A 19,512-nucleotide genomic window follows, 5' to 3' on the forward strand; every position below is an offset into this window, starting at 1 on the left:
TGTTCTATAACCCGAAACGCAAACATGCCAGAAACGGTATGCTGTCGCCCGTCGACTTTGAAAATAGACAGCATAATGCGAACCAAGAAGGTGTCTAGGAAACTAGGGGCTATTCAGAGCGGGAGATCCTAAAAAAGGCCACGGTGTTCTTCGCGAGCCAAAAGCCGTGAGGTTTAAGTTCATCGAAGAGCATCAATCTATGTTTTCCATTGGCCGGATGTGCCATGTCATGGATGTCAGTTCACGCGGCTTGCGTGCGTTCCGCAACCGCCCTGCCAGCCGTAGGCAGCGATCTGATTTGGTCACGCTGGCGCACTTCAAAGAGCAGTCGCGTTTCAGCCTGGGCAGTTACGGTCGCCCACGAATGACTGAAGAGCTGAAAGAGATTGGCCTGAATATCGGCCATCGCCGTGTCGGGCGTTTGATGCGCCAGAACGGCATATCAGTGATCAGAACCCGCAAGCACAAGGTGACGACGGACAGCAACCATAAGTTCAACATTGCGCCCAACCTGCTGGACCGAAACTTCATTGCAGATCAGCCAAACCAGAAATGGGCAGGTGACATCACCTATATCTGGACGCGCGAAGGCTGGTTGTATCTTGCCGTGATCCTCGACCTGCATTCTCGGCGCGTGATTGGCTGGGCGGTCAGTAACCGGATGAAGCGCGACTTGGCGATCAGGGCGCTGAAGATGGCGATAGCCTTCAGGTCACCGCCAAAGAACTGCATCCACCACACGGATCGTGGCAGCCAATATTGTTCGCATGATTATCAAAAGATCTTGCGCCATCACGGGTTCAAGGCGTCAATGAGCGGCAAAGGAAATTGCTATGATAATGCGGCGGTTGAGACGTTCTTCAAAACGATCAAAGCAGAGCTAATCTGGCGAGACACATGGGACACCCGCAGGCAGGCTGAGATGGCCATCTTCCAATACATCAACGGCTTCTACAATCCGAGACGCCGCCACTCAGCACTGGGCTGGAAAAGCCCTGTCGCCTTCGAACGAAAGGTGGCTTAAACGAGCACTTGGGGCGGCACTAAACCGCGACAGGTCCAGATGTCAGTTGATGGGCTTGCCAGCTACCAAGAGTACAAGATCCTCAAGCGTGACCTCATCACGCCTTCGATGCGTGTGATCAACAAGCTCTCGAATATCAACGTAGAGATGGAAAGCCGACTTCTCTATACGCTCGCATCGCCCGTCAGCAGTATTATTGGGCAGTCTGGCATCCTGGGAAGGTGGAGCGTCCGACCTTCTGGTGGCTTGCAACCAAGCCGTTTCGAGACCCGCAGTAGCGGGTTTTCTTTTTGCTTCCCTCTGGTAGTATCGCGTTGGCCTGAAGGGAGATAACATGAATTTGCTTAAAAAGATTATTTTGGTTGCAGCAGCCTTTGGAGCGACTTCTGTTGCTGCTATGGATATGACATATAAGCCCGCAGGAACTGGACAGGGCCGTATGGAGCAATGGCCGTCATCCATCACTCTGGAGGGGCCCGTCGAATGGGGTGATGACCAGAAGCTTCGGGAGATTTTGGCGCAGTATCCGGATGTGGAAGAAGTTGTTATTGGCCGCAGCCCGGGAGGAAGCCTTCATGCTGGCATCTACATGGCTGAAGTCCTCTACGAAGCAGGTTTACCGCTACGTTTGGAGGGACCAGCAGCCAGTGCCGCAACAGTAATTTCTCTCGGCGCAAAAAATCAGGTCACCTTTGGCGAGGCCAGCCAAAACTACAGAGGCACACAGCTCCTGTTTCATTGCGCTTACATACAAGGTGAAACTGTTTGTGACGGTCAAGCAACTAAAATTTTATCAGAAGCACTTGCCTCGTTCACACGACGAACCGCAGATGACTGGTATTCATTTCTGATGGAGGAAACGACACCTGACACAGTCGAACCCGTCAGAATGTTCTCACTGCTTAGCCGCTCGTGGCATTGTGCAAGTGAAGATCGGAGAGGAACAACTTGCTATCGAATTTTTGCGGATGAGGACCTTATCGGACCAATCGTAAGCCTTGGAAGGCAAGAGATCATTGAAGCCTCACGGCCAAGTCTTGATGAGGCGCTCGCTTATGTGTCTGAAACAGGTGTATCGGGTCGTTCAACGTTTAGGATTTTTGAGGCTTCCAACGGTTGGTTCGCGATTTCCCGCCAAGACACCAATGCGAGAATGTGCGCAGGATATCTTTCGGATTTTCGGGAGATGGAACTCGGTGGCTACCCCCCAGCCGATGCGTTTTGTTCATCTGGCGATAACTTCGTTCGTAAGTTTGATGGGGCGACTGGGGATGAAATTCCGGTAGGTAACGGGCAGATAATACCCGTTTACCAAGTTAAGAATGGCACGATGGATGGTTACATTCGTTTATACGCGACAAATAGCTTTAACGGAGAAATTTTGGCAAAAATTTCAGAAGGCGAAAGATTTTTTGTGGAGGTAGTTGGTGGCGACTTTTGGCGGGTACGTGACCAAGCTACTCGCAGTATAGGATGGATTTACGCAAACCATGAAATTGAGTCTCTCCACCGATAAAATTGACTAAAAATGTTTTTCTCGCACAATTCTCGCTGACCGCGTAACAGCGTTCATCAACCCACCAGTCTTTCGAGACTGGTGGACGCCAGCCTCGAAAGACTCCCCAAAATAGGGAGACGAGGCATGGACATCATGATTAGAGGAAGCTGCTGCTGCCAAGCCGTTCAATTTGAGTTGGCGAACCCACCGTCATTTGTTGGGACCTGCCACTGCTCGCGGTACCGTAAGGTTGGCGCGAGCACGAATGCATTTGTCAAACGCGAAGATGTGAAATAGATCGCAGGCAAAGACTGCGTGAATGTGTTCGAGGCGGTTGCGCCCTAAATCTACCCGCGCTCATTCTGCAAAATTTGCGGCACTCCTTGGGCGAAATACTATCGACTGAGCAAAGCTTTCCCATAGCCGCGAACACTCTGGATAGTGATCTGGGCCTCGTGAACCAATCTCACGAGTTTGTTGGTGAAAAGCCTTCATGGTATGAGATTTGCGATGATGCACCTCAGAATGGCGGGCACCCAAAGTCAGCATAGCGGACACTAAAGTCCTGCAGGTGATTGACCGCTTCGTCCCGCATAGCAGACGTTAATGCAGATTGCAGCGAACGGCAGGTATGAGCCCTTAGTGCCTTGTAGTATGTTTCGGCTACTCCCAACTCGACACGGTCTAAGCAAAGCCGCATATTCGTCAGCGTTTCGAACTAAGCCATTGGACTAATGCCTGATATCGCTTACAGTTCACCGTATATCGCCGTGCCACCTGCGCGACCGAAGCACCCTCAACCCGCGTTTGACCGGAAATCTCGCGCTTCTCGTCATCCGACCAAAATCGCTTCTTTCCCGTACTCATAGAGTGCCCCTAAGTGTCCACTATCGATGGTGGACACTTAGATCAGCAAAAATCAAACCGTCAGTGCGGGTTCGCCAAACGCTTACCACCGGACGCATACCCTGAAAGGAACAGACTGCAGTGATATCAGTCGAAGCGCGATCCATGCAACAACGCCTGGCCGCAGCATAAATCCGTCTGGGGTAAGGGGAAGTCCGTCAGTCAGCCGGTTTGTGCAACAAAGCCGCGCAAGACGAGATGTATCGTGCGCTTGGCGCTGAGTGATTGAACGCTCAGTGCGCCTCAGGCAGCTTGAACAAGCGTTTGGTAAGGCACTGAAGCGGGACAGTCTAACCCATCTGTGTCCTTCGAAACAACATTAGCTAAGACCTCTATTCTCACCAAATTCAACATATTGCCTGCGTTCGCTCTCGAAAATTTTAACATTTTGCCCTACATGGTCGGATGTGAAAAGTATCGGTTTCTCCAAATTTCGGTCGATAAACACATCAAAAGGATCAATACCCAACGAGGCTATATACTCAAACAAAATTGCACGATTTAGTCGATCTACTTTTCGTTTGCTTTGATAATAGTTTAAGTTTTCGAAAGGGAGTGCATCGCCGGTTTGCCGAAAAGACCAGCGATTGCTTTCTTTGCTCACGATAACCGATCTTTGCAGCGACTGATGCCACATTTGGAACATCGACTCTGGAAAAACAACCGGATGGTGCAGTTTTACTGGGGTCTGCAACATCTCGTTGGGACCCTCAGAACTCGAAATCTCCAAGACTGTCTTTGCGGTCCATTCATGCAGTGTCTGCGCCAGATAAGGCCAGCTTGAATTGCAAAATGTCTCAACAAAGACAAATTCTGGATTGCTTGACACTACCGAAACCCGGTGAGAGCCACGAAGTAGAAAATAGTCCTCCAACCACTCAATTGTCGGATAAAGATGACTATCAGGACCAAAGTAGTCGGCGACATTGGCCTCGTCGCCGTGTACTTCATAGAGTGGCCCATTACCTCGATACACAACATTTGCAGCCTCACCTCGAAAGTATGAAGCTACCTCTTCAATCGTGCTCTCAATGAAGATGCCCGACAAACAAGGATGGCTTGCAATCGTATCAAATGGATCTTTGGTGTTCATCTGCGCATCTGTCCGTCGTCAGTATTTTTGGAACCAAAGCGGGCCTAAACTGAGAGAGGGTCTGGCTCATCTGGTTGGTTTGATCATGCGGCGTGTTGGCGGTGATGCAAGCGTCGCGTTTCGAGTGTCTTTCGTTTGATCCTTTCGCGTTGTTTTAGAATGGCTTTATCACGGCCAAAATAGACGTCGGCAGGTGTGACGTTGTTGATGCTCTCATGATACCGCTGATGATTGTAGTGTTCGACGAAGGCTTCGATCTGAGCGTCAAGATCACCCGGCAGGAAGTCGTTTTCCAGCAGGATGCGGTTCTTGAGCGTCTGATGCCATCGTTCGATCTTACCTTGGGTTTGCGGATGATATGGCGCACCGCGAGAGTGTTTCATGCCTTTGTCGTTCAACCATTCCGCCAGATCCCCGGAGACGTAACTTGAGCCGTTATCGCTGAGCAAACGTGGTTTGTGAACAACGTGAACTTGGTCACAACCAGACGCCCGAAGAGCGAGATCCAGTGTGTCCGTCACGTCCGCATCTGAGACCTTGCCCTGCCTGGATTTGAAGGTCGGCTTTAGGATCGCCGCCATGAAAACCAGTAAAACGGGAGTCTCATCAATCAAAAATGCTAAGTTGTTGATTTCGCTGCACCCGCAGTCTCACTGTTTAGAAGTTCCGACACATAGATACGACGGCATCACCGTAATCCCCAGACCTGCGCGCATCATTTCCCACATGACAACCCCGCTGTCGGATGTCGCCTTAAACTGTTCCGGCATCAAATTGATCTGGTGCCCGGACAAAAATGAAATCAGTTCGGCATGTTCGCGCAAGCCAACAAACGCGTGCCCAGCCAGGTCTTCCGGTGTGCGCGGGCGGCCGATACGGTCAAGGTAGGATGTGGCCGCATATAACCCGGCGTCGAAATCACCGATCATCTTCGCGATCAGGTCGGGTTGGGTCGGACGCACATTGCGCACCGCAATATCGGCGTCGCGACGCGTCAGGTCCTCGATATGGTTGCTGGCAATGACCGTGACGTCGATCAGCGGGGCTATTTCACGCAGCTTGGCAAGGATCGGTGGCAGGTAGGCTGCGGCAAACAGATCGCTCGCGGTGATGGTCACCCGACCTGCGATATCTTGCGATTGACCGGATGCGACCATCGACAGGCGGCTGGCCGCGTCCCCCATCATTTTCACATATTCCAGCAATTCACGACCCGCGCTGGTGATCACAAGCGTTTTTCCGGCCCGTTCAAACAGCGTCACCCCCAATTCCGCCTCAAGCGCGGCAACCTGTCGGCTGAGGGTTGGCTGCGTCGCACCCATTGCACGCGCCGCCGCGCTCAGCGACCCTTCTTCGGCCGTCGCCCAAAACGCGCGGACCTGATTCCAGTCAAATGAGATCGCCTGCCAGTTCATACATTTATGTATATCAACCTTCCTAATTTAGGCAATTCATAGACAATAAAAGCATATGTAAACTCTCAGCCAATACGGAAAGCCATCCATAAGGACACCGCACATGACCTCTGCCATTTTCTGGGACAAAATCGCACCCAAGTACGCCCGCAAGCCTGTCGGCGACATCGCGGCGTATGATGCGACCCTGGACCGTACAAAAAACTATCTGACCGCCAGTGATCGCATTCTGGAAATCGGTTGCGGAACCGGCAGCACCGCGCTGCGTTTGGCACCTGCCGTCGCGCATGTGACCGCAACCGATATTTCTTCACAAATGATTGGAATTGCTGAAAACAAGCTGACGCCAGATGCCCCGCAGAACATCCGGTTTGTGCAGATGGACGCGCTCAGACCGCTTGCGGATGCGCCATTCGATGCTGTTTGCGCGTTTAACATTTTGCATCTGCTCGACGACCTTCCCGCTGCGGTCGCGCATTTGAAATCCCAAGTGAAACCCGGCGGCTACGTCATTTCCAAAACAAGTTGCGTCGGCGAGATGAACCGCGCACTTCCGTTTATCATTCGCATCATGCGTGCCTTTGGGAAGGCGCCCTTTGTCAATATTTTCACGATTGATACCCTTGAGACTGCATTCCGGCGCGCCGGATTCACGTTGATTGAAATCGGGCATTTCGGAAAAAATAAACCTGCGCATTTTATCGTGGCCCAACGCGCCCCATAAAAAAAGCGCGCCACCCTGAGGTAGCGCGCCCAATCTGGCCGTTTCAAACCAGTATCAATCGTCGTCGTTGTCGTCATCGTCTGGCAGGTTGAAGAAGCTTTCAGCGTCTTTGACGTCGCGCAGATCTTCTTCTTCCTCGTCGTCATCACCGCGTGGGTCAGACAGGCTGAATGTTTCGAGCCCCGACATCGACGATGGCATTTTTGGCTCTGGGGCCATGCCAAGCGATTGCTCTGTGCTGACCAGCTTGCGACGCTCGTCATCGGTCATCGCACCACCTTCGGCAGCCTTTTTCGCGTTGGCCTTTTGCACAGCGGCGTCCAGTTCAGACTGCTTACACAAGCCCAGCGCAACCGGATCAATCGGGTCGATGTTGTTGATATTCCAGTGCGTGCGCTCGCGGATCGCCTGGATGGTCGGCTTAGTGGTGCCCACCAGTTTGCTGACCTGGCCGTCGGACAGTTCGGGGTGGAATTTTACCAGCCAATAAATCGACGCCGGACGGTCCTGACGTTTGGACAGTGGGGTATAGCGTGGGCCACGGCGTTTTTCTTCGCCCGCAGACGCGGGGTTAAACAACAGTTTCAGCTTATGGCTTGGGTTCGCTTCGGCCTTGGCGATTTCGTCTTGGGTCAACTGTTTGTTGGCCACAGGATCAAAGCCTTTGACGCCAACGGCAACATCACCGTCCGCGATCCCTTGCACTTCCAATTCATGCAGGCCGCAAAAATCCGCGATTTGCTTAAAGGTCATTGTGGTGTTGTCGCACAGCCATACCGCGGTTGCTTTGGCCATAATCGGTTTATCGGACATCTTTCATCTCCATCGTCAGTAGTACAGACAAGCCTCTCCCGCGCCCTTAAGTTGGGCAGACTGCAGTGGCAGCCGGGTTCGCATTGTCGGGGAACTTGAAACCTATATAGTGAGCCAAACAAATTTAGGAAAGATCAAAATGCGCAGGCTTTTCGCCCTTATTTGCCTGATTGCGGGCCCATTGCACGCAGAAGACACCGCAGGCGACTTTGATTACTATGTGCTGTCGCTGTCTTGGTCCGCCAATTGGTGCGCCCTGCAAGGCGATGCCCAACAGTCGCCGCAGTGTGACGCGGCCCAAGATTTTGGCTGGGTCCTGCATGGGCTATGGCCGCAATATGACCGTGGGTATCCGTCGTATTGCCGGACGCAATTTAGCGCGCCAACGCGCGGGCAAACGAATGATATGGCAGACGTCATGGGAACATCGGGGCTGGCGTGGCATCAGTGGCGCAAACACGGCGTGTGTAGTGGATTGTCACCAGATGCATATTACGATCTGTCACGTGATGCCTATGCCCGCGTCATCCGTGCTGCCGTATTCCGGCAGATCGACCGGGAAATAACGGTGCCTGCAAGCGTCATCGAAGAGGCGTTTTTAAAAGAAAATCCAGATATGACAGCCGATCAAATCACCATCACCTGTCGTGACGGTTATATCCAAGAGGCGCGCATCTGCATGACATCCGACCTCGATTTCAGAACATGTGGCGCAGACGTCATCCGCGACTGCACTTTGTCAGACGCAACGTTCAGCCCCATGAGGTGAAATAAAAAAAAGCGCCGGATAACGGCGCCTTTTTCGAAATAGTGTGTCGTTTAGCTGGGCGGCGTCGGTTCTTGCTCTGCCAACATCGTGGTGCCGTCTTTCAAAACAATCACACCGCGCGTGTCCTGACAACGGGGGGTCCCGTCACGATTCAGGCGGGGTGACATGTACCCTTCGATACCGTCGTCAATGTACCAGTGCTGACAGCCGTCCGGATCGACCCAAATGTTAGCAAGCCCGTCGCGCAGCAAACCACCGCCGCCGCGACCGCCATCAAATCCGCCATCGGTAATACCAGATCCGTCGCTTGTTGCTTCACAACCAGCCATCACGCCAACTGCAAAAACCAAACAAGCTGCTTTCATCAAACCTGTCGTCATCATCATCGCCCTCATCACATGAATTGCCCATGGCAACTCATTACTGAAATATATTTATATCAGGTTAGCCCCTAACACGCAGTCCAATCGCTGGCTACATTGCTTTTTGTTGAAATAGTGTGGCTAAATGCACACCTCGTCCAATCCGACAACAGCGTGTGTCAGTGCGCTACTTGGGGCTGACAGTGCCTCGATCACGTCAAAATGGTGCTTGCCGGGTTCAATGGTCAACGCACAGCCCCACGCGCTGCCCAGTGATTTCGCCTGTTGAATAAAGACAGGACGTTCTTGCGCGCCGACCCATATTTTCACGGGTATTTGCGGCGCTGGCAGAAACACCGGGCTTTCACTTTTTGCTTCGGCGGGTGTGATTTTCAGATCGGCATTCATCGACGTTTGCATCAGGTCCGTCAAATCCGCCACCGGCGACACAGGCACAACACCAGCGCCCCGGCCTGACCACGGCGCAGTCGTGGCAGGGGATGCCATTCGCGCAACAAGCTGCCCACCGGCGGAATGCCCCACCAGGCGGATCGGCCCCAACACACGCGTACTTATCGCGTCAATCGCGCGGGAAATCTGTTCACCGATTTGCGCGATACCTACCGCAGGGCACAAATCATACGACGGCATCGCCACCGCCCAGCCATGCGCCAGCGGCCCCGCCGCCAAATGGGACCAAAACGATTTGTCGAACCGGAGCCAGTATCCGCCGTGCACAAATACGACCACCCCTTTGGCGAGGCGCGGTGGATGAAACAGGTCGTATTTCTGACGCGCGCCTTCACCGTATGGAATGTCTAATTCGCACAGCGCTTGCTGGCGAAAACTGCGCGCTTGGTTGGCCCACTTGTCCGGGTAGCTGTCGCCATCAGTGATGTACGCAGCGTTGGCAAAGGCATCATCAAAGTCCATATATCCCCCGGGTATCATTCACTGTTGCTACGTACCCCAGCCTAAAGGGATGCTGATGCAGCACAATGCCTGAATGTATCATTCCATTCACCACCAACCAAGCCAATGACGCCCAAAACTACCATGGAGCGAAATGTATTTAAGAATGCAAATCTAGGTTGATCAAATTTACATAAATGTCGCAAACTTGTAACATTTCTGTCCCCGAAGTCAGACAAAAGCACCGCAGCCAACCACTCACCGGTAGCGGCTTAATATCTGACACAAAGGCTCACTACATGCACCTCACCTACCCCCGCATTGCTCTCCTCGCTGTTGCTTTATGTACGAGTTTTCTGACACCCGCCGCCGCGCAAATGATCGAACTTCATACCGGTGACGGGCAACTATCGCTCAGAGGTGCGCTTCTCGACTTTCATAACGGCGTTTACACGATCAGCACTGATATCGGCGATGTACAAGTTCCCGCCACATTGGTCAGTTGCGTCGGCGACCCCTGCCCGATCATGGGTCAATTGCCGATTGATTTCACGATCAAAGGGTCCGACACCGTCGGTGCAGAACTTATGCCGCTTTTGGTGCGGGGCTATGCGGAAACCCAGCGCGCGGTTGTCGACAGCCGCACCGTGGGTGAACGCCAGTCACTTTTGACGGTGATCGGCGACGAAGGTCTGGGCGAAACCATTTTTACCACATTGATCGAGGATCTGGGTTCTAGCACCGGGTTTCGCGGGTTGCTGGATCAATCCGCACAAATCGGGATGTCATCGCGCCGGATCAAGACATCAGAAGTTACCGAATTTGCAGATGCCGGATTGGGCGACGCGCTGAGCTTTGAACAAGAGCACGGGATCGCCGTGGATGGTCTTTTGATGGTGGTCCACCCCGACAACCCCGTTGACGCCCTGACCGAACCACAAATTTCGGGACTTTTGTCCGGTGCAATCAGCAACTGGTCACAAGTGGGCGGTCCGGATTTGCCGGTCACTGTGTACTCTCGCGATGGCAATTCCGGAACTTACGCGACCGTGGCTGATCGTTTTCTGTCCCCGTTCAACACCGCGCTCGCGCAGGACGCACGCATCGTGACTGGCAATCTCGAAATGTCAGAATCGGTGTTTGGTGATCCCGGCGGTGTTGGCTATGTTGGGTTCGCCTTCAAGGGCGACACGAAACCTCTGGGTTTGATTTCGGCCTGTGGTATCGCGGCAGAAGCATCCGAATTTGCAGCCAAGACCGGCGAATACCCGTTGCAGCGCACCTTGTTCCTTTACACCACAAACGCAGAACTTCCCGCCCGCGCACAGGGGTTGCTGTCCTATGCAAAATCACCACAAGCGGACGGCATCATCGAAAAATCGGGCTTTATCGGCTTCAACATTGATACCCGTGATCTGCGCGTCGGCGCCGCGACCATTCGCAAAGAGATCGACAGCACCGAAAGCCGTCAAGAGGTGTCCGCCTTGCGCGAGCTGTACATCGACATGCTTGAATGGCGCCGCCTGTCGCCCACATTCCGGTTCCAAACCGGGTCATCAGACCTTGATAACGCGTCACGCCGTGACCTGTTGCGATTGGCAACCTATCTGTCGGAAACCCCAAGTATCGCAGAAATCGCATTGGTTGGTTTTACAGATACCGACGGCGCGTTTGAGGCAAACCGCACCTTGGGCTATGCCCGTGCCGAAACAGTATTGGGCAGCATCGCGGCACAGGTCGCGGGCACCGACTTCGACATCGAAAGCATAGCGATCAAAAGCTATGGCGAACTGAACCCGGTGGCCTGCAACACCGATTTCGCCGGGCAACGCCTGAACCGCCGCGTCGAAGTCTGGGTCCGTTAAGCAATTGCCGTGGGCAGGCCTGAACGCTGCCCGCGGCGCAACCACATTTCGGCCACGATCAGGTTTGGCACCCACGCCAGCCATGCAATGACGCTGTATGACGCATCAAACGGCAAACCTGTGGCGAAAACGATGGGAAGATACAACCGCAACGTCACCCCGCCAAAGGTCAGCGCAACGGATCGGATCATCCACTGGCGGTGCGCGTCGATCCGGCCTTGGACGGCCAGTATCACGGCGCGCGCCGTTATCGCCAGCCATAGAACTGCCAGAACACCAAACCCCCATGCCGCAACAGCGCCCGCCTCGGTCGTGACAGACATCACCAGACCGCCAATACCTGACACTAAAACCGCAACGCCGTACCCGCGCCCTATCCAGCGATGCACAGCAGGGCGGCGCATCCGCAGCCCACGCCAGAACTGAAACGGCGCAAGGGCCATCGCCACCGGGGCCAACCCGACATGGGCATAAAACGCGATCGGTCTTAGGTCTGCGTGATAGGCGACAAATTCGCCCGCGACCTCGGGCGACAGCACCCAAAACCGTGCTGACATCGCAGCAACCAAAAGCGAAAGCACCCAAAAAGCGCCACGGGAAATATATGTGAGAACCATAGAGACACCTTATTTTTGAATAGTAGCGTTAAACTTGACACTGTAAAGATCACAGCAAACTTGACACTGTCAAGTCATGTCTTCAAAACGGCGATATGACTGAAAAATCACCACACCATCACGGCAACCTCCGGCCCGCTCTTATCGCGGCCGGGATCGACATTTTGGAAACCGAAGGGTTACAGCACCTGTCATTGCGCCGGGTTGCCGCCAAAGTGGGCGTATCACATGCGGCACCGGCCCATCATTTTCACGGCAAAAACGGCCTTCTCGCTGCGATCGCCGCCGAAGGGTTCCGCACTTTCATACGCCTGATGAAAGAAGGTCGCAGCGCTGCCGGCCCCGACCCGCGTGCACAGTTGTTGGGGATTTGCGACGGATATATGACCTTTGCCCAAGACCACGCCGCGTTGTTCCAGCTGATCTTTTCACCCGAAATAAAAAACGATCCCGACGCCGATCTGCAATCGGTCGCCCAAGCGTCATTTGGCGTTCTGGTCGAAACCTGCGCCCTGTTTGAACCGGCCCCCAGCCACCCACTGGCAAATGAAATGATGATCTGGTCGCTGGTGCACGGTTTTGCCACGCTGCGGCGTTTTCATGGGTCCGTGCCACCTCAGTCGGCAACACCGATCACATTTGCAGACATCCTGCCGCAACTTACGCCCAGACGCCGCTAAAGATCGCGCGCCCCCCTGACGGCCAGGCGCTGCGAACACAAACGCGGCATACCCTGCATCTTTTGCGATCGCCTGCATCGCGGCCTGATCGGGCAGGCTGTCGGCAATCAGAACGCCCGCAGGGTTTGCGCCATCGGTCCCGTTTGAAATTGCGGCGTTACGTTGAAGTGGCATGGTCGTTTCGTATCTGTTGCGACGACGTTCATCAGCGCGAACCGCGCGGAATTGCATCTGCACAACGGCCCGCAAAAAATATTTCGCTGGCGACCAAGGATTGACGATCCAGCCGCGTCTCATCACGGTGATGCGCATGACAACCAGTGACGAAGATTTGGCCGACGCGGCCGCGAATGGGGATGGGGCGGCTTTTGCCAGCCTGCTTGATCGCCATTACGATCGGCTGTTTGCGTTTTGCTTTCGGCTGACCGGCGCGCGGGCAGAGGCAGAGGATCTGACCCAAGACATCTGCGCCGCCCTGCCCGCCAAACTAGGCAGCTACCAACGACGCGCCAAGGTAACGACATGGCTTTACCGGGTCGCGGTGAACGCGGCCCACGACCGCAGGCGCAAACGCGCCACCTATATCAGGGCCACCGCAGGGTGGGGTGATTGGGAAATCGCCCGCACCAACGCGGACCGCGAAACGCACGATCAAATCGACTGGCTGACCGCCGCGATGAACCAACTAAACGATGATCTGCGCGATACGCTTGCGTTGATCCTTGATGACATGACCCATGCCCAAGCCGCCGATATTCTGGGTGTGTCCGAGGGCACCATCAGTTGGCGCATATCCGAAGCCAAAAAGGCCCTGCGGGCCATCAAACAAAAGGAGGATGTCGCATGATGGATGATCTCGACGACCTCAAAAAGCTGATGCAAGACGCCACGCCACGGCCTGATGCCGCACGGCGCGCCGAAAATTTGGCTCTGGCTCGGAAAAACTTCGACGACCTCAAAGGATCGCGCCAACAGCCGCGTCCTACCCCTGTAACCGGCCGCCGCGCCCTTTGGACAGGAGTGACGACCATGCTGAACGCACTGACATCAAAGGCGGCCCTTGGCACCACCACCGCGCTTGTCGCTTGCGGATTTTTGTTTCTGACGCCGCAAGGCCAAAACCTGCTGACCCCGCCCGGTGCGACGGACCCGGTGATGGCCAAAGTGACCGAAACCGCGACGGATGATGCTTTGCCCGCAGCAGAGCAGCCGATCGCCGAACAAATTACCGCTGTCCCCGAGATAATGAACGCAGCGCCACCGGCGCCTGAAAGAATCGTGGCAGCACCAGACACCAACCTTCGCCCAATTGTACGTGGCATCCTTCCCGAAAACGCAGACGCAACAGCGGAGCAGGATATGCTCGCGGCGTCAGAGATCGCCCCATCAGTGTTGATGAGAGCGATGCCTGGCAGCGACCTCGCTGCGGAAGAGGTTTCGCCGCCACCTCCGCCTCTGCGCAGCCAAGCTCCTTCGGCACATCAAACCCTTGGCGTCGATGCCCTAACACGCGAACCACGCGTTCATATCATCCAGCCCGATGCCGAAGCCTTTGCCAGCTTTACACCAAATGCGTTGAAAATCACCTCTGATGACCCGGTTTCCACCTTTTCTATCGACGTGGACACAGCCGCCTATTCTGTGGTTCGGTCATCCTTGTCGCGGGGCCAACTGCCGCCCGCAGACGCGGTGCGGGTCGAAGAACTGATCAACTATTTCCCCTACGTCTACCCTGCCCCCGACGCAGGCGAGGGACCGTTCCGCACAACCGTCTCAAGCTTTCAGGCGCCGTGGAATGCGGAGACCCAATTGGTTCATATCGCGCTACAAGGGCAGATGCCCGCGTTGGACGACAGGCCACCGCTGAACCTTGTGTTTCTGATCGACACGTCAGGGTCGATGGACAGCCCCGACAAACTGCCGCTTTTGAAACAATCCTTCCGGCTGATGCTGGATCAGCTGCGCCCCGAAGATGAGGTCGCGATAGTGGAATACGCCGGCAGCGCAGGCCAAGTTCTGGCCGCGACCCCGGCGTCAGAACGCACCACAATTCTGCAAGCGATCCAATCCTTGGGCGCGGGCGGGTCCACCAACGGGCAAGGCGGGCTGGAACAGGCCTATGCGGTCGCGGGCGCAATGGCGACCGACGGCGAAGTCAGCCGGGTGATCCTGGCGACCGACGGTGATTTCAACGTCGGGATCAACAGCACGGACGGGTTGCAAGACTTTATCGCCAATAAACGCGAAACGGGAATATACCTGTCTGTCTTGGGCTTTGGGCGGGGCAACCTGGACGATGCGACGATGCAGTCGCTGGCGCAAAACGGCAACGGCACGGCGGCCTATATCGACACGCTGTCCGAAGCACAAAAAGTGCTTGTGGACCAGCTGTCCGGCGCGCTGTTTCCGATTGCGGGCGACGTCAAGGTGCAGGTCGAATTCAACCCGACCCAAGTCGCGGAATACCGGTTGATCGGCTATGAAACACGGGCGCTAGCGCGCGAGGATTTCAACAATGACCGCGCGGACGCGGGTGAACTTGGCGCCGGGCATTCGGTGACCGCGCTTTATGAAATCACGCCGGTTGGAAGCCCTGCACAGCTGTCTGACCCGCTGCGCTATGCGCCCGACACCGTCGCGCCCACCTCTGACGAGATCGGCTTTGTCAAACTGCGGTTCAAGGCCCCCGGCGAAAATGTCAGCCAACTGATCGAGACGCCAATCGTCGGCACAAGCATCCCCGGCACCGAAGCCAGTTTCGCCGCCGCCATCGCGGGATTCGGGCAACTTCTGCGGGGGGACACATACCTTGGTGATTGGGGATACGACGATGCCATCGCACTGGCCAACGCCAACCGCGGCGACGATGATTTCGGTTACCGAACCGAGGCCGTGCAACTGATGCGGCTTGCACAAAGCCTGTCGCAATAGGCGGATATGGGGAGGCTGGCGAACAAACTGTTTCAGGCGGCGACGCAGGTTTTTGTTGGTGCTTTCTGGATTTCGGTATGCACCCGGTCACCGCAAATACGCCTTGGTCTGCATGAAATCCCGCAGCGTCTGGCCCGTTACGGGCCGGACCGTCCCGGCGTCTTCGATGGTCACAATGCGGTCAAGCCGGAGCATGCGGAAATCTTTGCGCAGTTCGCACCAGCGCACGGCGGTCCAGACCCTTCCCCAGAACCAAACGCCAAGCGGGTGCAGGGTGCGGGTACTGCGGCCGGCTTCGTCGACATAGGTAATCGGCAGGCGCGTACGGTTTTCGGATGCCGCCCCATGTCTGTAAAATGCGCGCGCCAGCGACCAGCGCCACGATTTCATCTTGGGTGAACATCAACGGTGGCAATTCATAGCCATCGCGCATCAGGTAACAAACGACCGCCCCGATCAGATGCGCGATATCGCGATAGATCGTACGCGGCGATACCTCGATCCGTTCGGCCAATTGCGCCGCGGTGGTTAGCCGACCGCCTCGCGGCTGGGATACTGATCACCGGGCTGACCACAATGCCACCCGCAGCCTGGCAGCGCGCCATTGCAGCCTCAACGGTGTCCGGAACATGTAGATGGACGGTGTTGCCCCCATCTGACGCAGGTTTGCCCGGATAAAGGTGGCCGCCGACGGCCCGTTCTTGGGAAAACCGTGCGATCGGATTTGGTCCCATTGTGTCAATTTCCATCTTGAAGCCAAACACCTCATGATAAAAGCCTGCTGATGTTTCGAGGTCGGTCACTGGAATTTCTGTCCCTGCTACAACGTGGTTTACGGACATATATCATCGCGTTGTTGGGTCGATGGACAGCTTAGAACATACACCTCCTGACAGCGTTGTGTCAGGAGCTTGTCAGCAGGCCCAACAAATATTTTCAGGGCGCCGCCCCGCCCACTTGCAGGGCGCTGTCGCCACGCCCACCTAAGCTGTGCATTTCATCAAGGAGTTGCCAAATGCGTGTGCTTCTGACTTCTGCTGCCCTTATCGTCTCTGCCATTCCTGCACTTGCTGACAACACGTCTGGCACGGTCTTGGCCTTTGACCGCGTCGCCCATGTTCTTGTGCTGGATGACAAAACGGTCTGGAACCTACCGCCAGATTTGATGCTGCCCGAAAACCTAGCCGCAGGTGAAACCATTACCATTGAATATGATGGCGCCGGTGAAAACGGATACGGGGAAATAAACAGTATCACCCGAAATTAACTGGTAATGTGCAGGCTTGTACATCGACGCGGGCCTGCACATACCTTTGATCTCGAACGATTTCTGCCGATCAGCATATCCAACCCAAGCCCTGTGCGGTTTCAGCTTGTGGTTTGTATTCACCGCTGACCCACCGGTTATATCCATCCGCATCCAGTCGGGCAAAAAACGCGGGATAGTCGATCTCTCCGGCGTCAGGTTCGGACCGCGCGGGCGTTTGCGCAACTTGAACATGAACGACGCTGTCGCGCACCCGTCCCCATGTACCCATGACGTCACCCGTGATCCTGGCCGCGTGATACGCGTCGAATTGCAACCTCACATTCGGCGCATTCACGGCGGCGATCACATCGGTTGCCAAATTGAAATCGTTCAGGAAATAGCCGGGTATATCAACGGGGTTAATTGGTTCAATCGTGAGGCTTTGAGTCGGCGCTGCGGCTGCCGCCCAGCGCAAATTTTCAATGAATGTCGTTCTGGCCGCATCACCCGTGGCAGTGCCGGCCATGATATGCACGTGCGCGGCGCCCAAGGTCCTTGCATAGCGCACGGCGCGATTGAAATCGCTGCGAAACCGGTCTTGCAGCGCGGGCACAGCTGCCCATCCCGGCTCTGCGCCCGTGTAATTCGGTGGCGGGCAATTGATCAACGCCATGCGCAGTTCATAGCGGGCAAGCTGGGCGACCACATCTTGGGCATTCACATCGTAGGGAAACAATACCTCTACCGCATCGAACCCCGCGTCTTTGGCAGCGGCAAAACGATCAAGAAACGGGAGTTCCGTGAAAATCCACGTCAGGTTCGCGCAGAATTTCGGCATTCGTTTTCCTACTTTTCGGATTTCATACCGCGAAAAGGAGGACCTGCCAATCCAACTGTTGGAACGAATAAGCCCGCACAATGTGCGGGCTTATCACGTGTTTATCGCATCGATCGATCTTATCGTGTTGCGTTGAGCAATGACACCAGACCAGTCGCGCGGGAGTCATCAATTGCTGCCTGTGCAAACCGACGGTCCAACCGTTTGCGATCACCCAGTTCGTATGTCAGCGAGGCTTGAATGATTTCAATGCCGTCGATGTAAGTGTCGCCTCCAATCTGGCCATAGCTCGCATCGATCCACATACCATCCGTAATCTGATAGCCACCGCCGACGCTAAATGCATCCGCGTCGTCGGTGTCTTCACCGTACAGCGTTTGATAAGCGGCCGAGACGCGGAATTGCGCGCTGAACTGATAGCTTGCGGATAGACCGAACAAACCACCGTCCACTTCGTTGTTGCTGATGATAAACGTGCGGGCTTCGATCGCGCCCTGCTCATAATCCGCGCTGAAGTAGCTTGTTGTGCCGTCGAATTCAGATTCACTGTTGACCTGCACGCCCAACGTCAGCGCATCAGATGTCACAAATTCGCCGTAGATGTTTGTTGTGATGTTGTCTTGGTCGCTGTCTTGCTGCGATACGTGCACACCTAGCGCATATTGCGCTGTCTGGAACTGACTATAAACACCATAACCAGTTGTTGCATCAGCATCCTCGGCCTCGACGCCGAGCACTTCAAGACCAACAAGCGCTTCAGGCGAAAGCATGTAAGCTGCGCCAAAAGCATAAACGGTTGCAGATGAAGATTCAGAGTCAACTTCAACGTTCACATGCCGCACATCCGCCGACAGTAAAAACTGCGAAAATTCGTATTCAACCGCGCCTTGCAAGTTGCCGATGTTCAGGTCTTCGACACCATCAGCAGAGATGTTTGTGTAGTCATAGCCGATAAGGGCATAGTTGATGCCGTCGGCCATAGCTGGCCCTGCCAGAATTGCAGCGGCGGCGGTCAATGAAAGTGAACGAAGCATTGTAGCTCTCCAAATAATATACGTGTTAAAGCACCTAAACGCGCACCGAATAGTTGCAAGGTTCGCGTGAAAGACCACATCTGATGTAGGATTTTATGCAACATGTTTCGACAGATTTTGCATAGCTGCCATGCAATTTGCGCATACATTAAATCGAGTGACATCACCGAAACGGCTATAAAATTGCGCTGCGTAAAGCGATCAGGCTAAATCGGCGACCGGAATTACCGGAAAAAACGTCCCGCCCGACTTCACGCCAAGCCAGCGCGTACCGCCATGATCCGCCTCTTCACAGATATCAACCAAGCGATAAAACGATTTGCGGTCAATCAGCGCCTCAAGGTTTGTTCGGACCAAAACATATGGACTGGGCTCGCCTGTTTTTGGATCACGCGCGACGCGGATCGGATTGTCCGTTCCGGCCGTGACCGTATCCCCGACGTTGGTTTCAAACACCAGCGCGTCACCTTCGCGATTAAAATCGACCGCTACAAACGGGGCGTCATCGACCGTGATCCCGACCTTTTCCACCGGCGTCACCAGGACATAATCATCCCCGTCCTTGCGCAGAATCGTTGAAAACAGTTTGACTAACGCGGGCCGTCCAATCGGCGTGCCCATATAAAACCATGTGCCATCCCGCGCGATCCGCATGTCGATTTCGCCACAATGCGGCGGATTCCACAAATGTACCGGCGGCAAACCGCCCTTTTGGGCAGCGCGAGCGCTTTGGGCGATACTTTCTGCTGACGGGGTCACAATCTTTTGTGTGGTCATTGATT

General features: G+C 54.9%; 20 protein-coding genes and 3 pseudogenes. 11 read left to right on the plus strand and 12 right to left on the minus strand.

Going from position 1 to position 19,512, the window contains the following annotated elements; translation table 11 throughout:
- Window positions 1-130: 130 nt before the first annotated feature.
- The 4 genes and pseudogenes from ACXJGX_RS14415 to ACXJGX_RS14430 form a co-directional block, all read left to right on the plus strand.
- Window positions 131-1,024: pseudogene (locus ACXJGX_RS14415) on the plus strand (IS3 family transposase); the annotation flags it as partial.
- Between the two features lie 39 nt (window positions 1,025-1,063).
- On the plus strand, window positions 1,064-1,357 hold the full coding sequence (locus tag ACXJGX_RS14420; protein WP_474782893.1) for a hypothetical protein: 294 nt from the start codon (window positions 1,064-1,066) through the stop codon (window positions 1,355-1,357).
- A gap of 1 nt (window position 1,358) precedes the next feature.
- Complete coding sequence (locus ACXJGX_RS14425) at window positions 1,359-2,540, plus strand: hypothetical protein (RefSeq protein ID WP_474782895.1); 1,182 nt, start codon at window positions 1,359-1,361, stop codon at window positions 2,538-2,540.
- A 135-nt stretch (window positions 2,541-2,675) separates the two neighbouring features.
- Window positions 2,676-2,819: a GFA family protein gene (locus ACXJGX_RS14430; RefSeq protein WP_474783256.1), complete on the plus strand. Its 144-nt coding sequence runs from the start codon at window positions 2,676-2,678 to the stop codon at window positions 2,817-2,819.
- A 928-nt stretch (window positions 2,820-3,747) separates the two neighbouring features.
- Here the strand turns inward: ACXJGX_RS14430 and ACXJGX_RS14435 are convergent.
- The 3 genes and pseudogenes from ACXJGX_RS14435 to ACXJGX_RS14445 all read right to left on the minus strand — a co-directional run bounded on the left by ACXJGX_RS14435 (window position 3,748) and on the right by ACXJGX_RS14445 (window position 5,936).
- Window positions 3,748-4,521 carry a hypothetical protein gene (locus ACXJGX_RS14435; RefSeq protein WP_474782897.1) on the minus strand — a complete coding sequence of 258 codons (774 nt, stop codon included), beginning with the start codon at window positions 4,519-4,521 and terminating at the stop codon, window positions 3,748-3,750.
- Window positions 4,522-4,604: 83 nt separating this feature from the next.
- Window positions 4,605-5,045, minus strand: a pseudogene (locus ACXJGX_RS14440) (transposase); the annotation flags it as partial.
- Between the two features lie 126 nt (window positions 5,046-5,171).
- The gene (locus ACXJGX_RS14445; protein ID WP_474782899.1) at window positions 5,172-5,936 is read right to left on the minus strand and encodes a LysR family transcriptional regulator; all 765 of its coding nucleotides are present in this window, start codon (window positions 5,934-5,936) and stop codon (window positions 5,172-5,174) included.
- 103 nt (window positions 5,937-6,039) lie between these two features.
- Here ACXJGX_RS14445 and ACXJGX_RS14450 point away from each other — a divergent pair, with 103 nt between their 5' ends.
- Window positions 6,040-6,660, plus strand: coding sequence for a class I SAM-dependent methyltransferase (locus tag ACXJGX_RS14450; protein ID WP_474782901.1), 621 nt, complete (start codon window positions 6,040-6,042; stop codon window positions 6,658-6,660).
- A gap of 54 nt (window positions 6,661-6,714) precedes the next feature.
- Here ACXJGX_RS14450 and ACXJGX_RS14455 read toward each other — a convergent pair whose 3' ends face one another.
- The gene (locus tag ACXJGX_RS14455; RefSeq protein WP_474782903.1) at window positions 6,715-7,473 is read right to left on the minus strand and encodes a DUF1013 domain-containing protein; all 759 of its coding nucleotides are present in this window, start codon (window positions 7,471-7,473) and stop codon (window positions 6,715-6,717) included.
- Between the two features lie 139 nt (window positions 7,474-7,612).
- Here ACXJGX_RS14455 and ACXJGX_RS14460 point away from each other — a divergent pair, with 139 nt between their 5' ends.
- Window positions 7,613-8,242, plus strand: a complete 630-nt coding sequence (locus ACXJGX_RS14460) for a ribonuclease T2 family protein (protein ID WP_474782905.1) — start codon at window positions 7,613-7,615, stop codon at window positions 8,240-8,242.
- Between the two features lie 50 nt (window positions 8,243-8,292).
- Here ACXJGX_RS14460 and ACXJGX_RS14465 read toward each other — a convergent pair whose 3' ends face one another.
- Together ACXJGX_RS14465 and ACXJGX_RS14470 are read right to left on the minus strand one after the other, a co-directional pair.
- Entirely contained in the window at window positions 8,293-8,628 is a 336-nt protein-coding gene (locus ACXJGX_RS14465) for a hypothetical protein (RefSeq protein ID WP_474782907.1), read from the minus strand.
- Between the two features lie 117 nt (window positions 8,629-8,745).
- Window positions 8,746-9,537, minus strand: coding sequence for an alpha/beta hydrolase (locus ACXJGX_RS14470; protein ID WP_474782909.1), 792 nt, complete (start codon window positions 9,535-9,537; stop codon window positions 8,746-8,748).
- Window positions 9,538-9,815: 278 nt separating this feature from the next.
- On the opposite strand from ACXJGX_RS14470, the gene ACXJGX_RS14475 reads away from it, so the two are divergent.
- Entirely contained in the window at window positions 9,816-11,381 is a 1,566-nt protein-coding gene (locus tag ACXJGX_RS14475; protein WP_474782911.1) for a phosphate ABC transporter substrate-binding/OmpA family protein, read from the plus strand.
- Here ACXJGX_RS14475 and ACXJGX_RS14480 read toward each other — a convergent pair.
- Window positions 11,378-11,998, minus strand: coding sequence for a DUF2306 domain-containing protein (locus ACXJGX_RS14480; RefSeq protein WP_474782913.1), 621 nt, complete (start codon window positions 11,996-11,998; stop codon window positions 11,378-11,380). The two genes, ACXJGX_RS14475 and ACXJGX_RS14480, sit on opposite strands and share 4 nt — an antisense overlap.
- A 95-nt stretch (window positions 11,999-12,093) precedes the next feature.
- Here ACXJGX_RS14480 and ACXJGX_RS14485 point away from each other — a divergent pair, with 95 nt between their 5' ends.
- From ACXJGX_RS14485 to ACXJGX_RS14495, 3 genes are all read left to right on the plus strand, one after another.
- On the plus strand, window positions 12,094-12,678 hold the full coding sequence (locus ACXJGX_RS14485) for a TetR/AcrR family transcriptional regulator (RefSeq protein ID WP_474782915.1): 585 nt from the start codon (window positions 12,094-12,096) through the stop codon (window positions 12,676-12,678).
- A gap of 310 nt (window positions 12,679-12,988) precedes the next feature.
- A complete protein-coding gene (locus ACXJGX_RS14490) occupies window positions 12,989-13,525 on the plus strand; it encodes an RNA polymerase sigma factor (RefSeq protein WP_474782917.1) in 537 nt (178 codons plus the stop codon).
- Window positions 13,522-15,609, plus strand: a complete 2,088-nt coding sequence (locus tag ACXJGX_RS14495) for a vWA domain-containing protein (RefSeq protein ID WP_474782919.1) — start codon at window positions 13,522-13,524, stop codon at window positions 15,607-15,609. The genes ACXJGX_RS14490 and ACXJGX_RS14495 overlap by 4 nt, the downstream gene beginning before the upstream one ends.
- Before the next feature lie 87 nt (window positions 15,610-15,696).
- On the opposite strand, the gene ACXJGX_RS14500 is transcribed toward ACXJGX_RS14495, so the two are convergent.
- Together ACXJGX_RS14500 and ACXJGX_RS14505 are read right to left on the minus strand one after the other, a co-directional pair.
- Window positions 15,697-15,999: a helix-turn-helix transcriptional regulator gene (locus ACXJGX_RS14500; protein ID WP_474782921.1), complete on the minus strand. Its 303-nt coding sequence runs from the start codon at window positions 15,997-15,999 to the stop codon at window positions 15,697-15,699.
- A 185-nt stretch (window positions 16,000-16,184) separates the two neighbouring features.
- Window positions 16,185-16,451 (minus strand): annotated as a pseudogene (locus tag ACXJGX_RS14505) (VOC family protein); the annotation flags it as partial.
- A gap of 173 nt (window positions 16,452-16,624) precedes the next feature.
- Here ACXJGX_RS14505 and ACXJGX_RS14510 point away from each other — a divergent pair.
- A complete protein-coding gene (locus tag ACXJGX_RS14510) occupies window positions 16,625-16,876 on the plus strand; it encodes a hypothetical protein (protein ID WP_474782923.1) in 252 nt (83 codons plus the stop codon).
- Between the two features lie 70 nt (window positions 16,877-16,946).
- Here ACXJGX_RS14510 and ACXJGX_RS14515 read toward each other — a convergent pair whose 3' ends face one another.
- From ACXJGX_RS14515 to ACXJGX_RS14525, 3 genes are all read right to left on the minus strand, one after another.
- Entirely contained in the window at window positions 16,947-17,696 is a 750-nt protein-coding gene (locus tag ACXJGX_RS14515) for a hydroxypyruvate isomerase family protein (protein WP_474782925.1), read from the minus strand.
- Window positions 17,697-17,815: 119 nt separating this feature from the next.
- A complete protein-coding gene (locus ACXJGX_RS14520) occupies window positions 17,816-18,730 on the minus strand; it encodes a hypothetical protein (RefSeq protein ID WP_474782927.1) in 915 nt (304 codons plus the stop codon).
- A gap of 201 nt (window positions 18,731-18,931) precedes the next feature.
- Window positions 18,932-19,507, minus strand: coding sequence for a DUF1285 domain-containing protein (locus tag ACXJGX_RS14525; protein WP_474782929.1), 576 nt, complete (start codon window positions 19,505-19,507; stop codon window positions 18,932-18,934).
- Window positions 19,508-19,512: the final 5 nt, after the last annotated feature.

The organism is Yoonia sp. SWMV100, assembly GCF_056108365.1.

Bases quoted from the DNA above. Each gene is read 5' to 3' on its own strand.
- ACXJGX_RS14435 (WP_474782897.1), bottom strand. From the start codon at position 4,521: ATGAACACCAAAGATCCATTTGATACGATTGCAAGCCATCCTTGTTTG.
- ACXJGX_RS14420 (WP_474782893.1), top strand. From the start codon at position 1,064: ATGTCAGTTGATGGGCTTGCCAGCTACCAAGAGTACAAGATCCTCAAG.
- ACXJGX_RS14460 (WP_474782905.1), top strand. From the start codon at position 7,613: ATGCGCAGGCTTTTCGCCCTTATTTGCCTGATTGCGGGCCCATTGCAC.
- ACXJGX_RS14425 (WP_474782895.1), top strand. From the start codon at position 1,359: ATGAATTTGCTTAAAAAGATTATTTTGGTTGCAGCAGCCTTTGGAGCG.
- ACXJGX_RS14520 (WP_474782927.1), bottom strand. From the start codon at position 18,730: ATGCTTCGTTCACTTTCATTGACCGCCGCCGCTGCAATTCTGGCAGGG.
- ACXJGX_RS14480 (WP_474782913.1), bottom strand. From the start codon at position 11,998: ATGGTTCTCACATATATTTCCCGTGGCGCTTTTTGGGTGCTTTCGCTT.
- ACXJGX_RS14465 (WP_474782907.1), bottom strand. From the start codon at position 8,628: ATGATGATGACGACAGGTTTGATGAAAGCAGCTTGTTTGGTTTTTGCA.
- ACXJGX_RS14475 (WP_474782911.1), top strand. From the start codon at position 9,816: ATGCACCTCACCTACCCCCGCATTGCTCTCCTCGCTGTTGCTTTATGT.
- ACXJGX_RS14490 (WP_474782917.1), top strand. From the start codon at position 12,989: ATGACAACCAGTGACGAAGATTTGGCCGACGCGGCCGCGAATGGGGAT.
- ACXJGX_RS14430 (WP_474783256.1), top strand. From the start codon at position 2,676: ATGATTAGAGGAAGCTGCTGCTGCCAAGCCGTTCAATTTGAGTTGGCG.
- ACXJGX_RS14485 (WP_474782915.1), top strand. From the start codon at position 12,094: ATGACTGAAAAATCACCACACCATCACGGCAACCTCCGGCCCGCTCTT.
- ACXJGX_RS14470 (WP_474782909.1), bottom strand. From the start codon at position 9,537: ATGGACTTTGATGATGCCTTTGCCAACGCTGCGTACATCACTGATGGC.
- ACXJGX_RS14450 (WP_474782901.1), top strand. From the start codon at position 6,040: ATGACCTCTGCCATTTTCTGGGACAAAATCGCACCCAAGTACGCCCGC.
- ACXJGX_RS14445 (WP_474782899.1), bottom strand. From the start codon at position 5,936: ATGAACTGGCAGGCGATCTCATTTGACTGGAATCAGGTCCGCGCGTTT.
- ACXJGX_RS14500 (WP_474782921.1), bottom strand. From the start codon at position 15,999: ATGAAATCGTGGCGCTGGTCGCTGGCGCGCGCATTTTACAGACATGGG.
- ACXJGX_RS14510 (WP_474782923.1), top strand. From the start codon at position 16,625: ATGCGTGTGCTTCTGACTTCTGCTGCCCTTATCGTCTCTGCCATTCCT.
- ACXJGX_RS14515 (WP_474782925.1), bottom strand. From the start codon at position 17,696: ATGCCGAAATTCTGCGCGAACCTGACGTGGATTTTCACGGAACTCCCG.
- ACXJGX_RS14525 (WP_474782929.1), bottom strand. From the start codon at position 19,507: ATGACCACACAAAAGATTGTGACCCCGTCAGCAGAAAGTATCGCCCAA.
- ACXJGX_RS14495 (WP_474782919.1), top strand. From the start codon at position 13,522: ATGATGGATGATCTCGACGACCTCAAAAAGCTGATGCAAGACGCCACG.
- ACXJGX_RS14455 (WP_474782903.1), bottom strand. From the start codon at position 7,473: ATGTCCGATAAACCGATTATGGCCAAAGCAACCGCGGTATGGCTGTGC.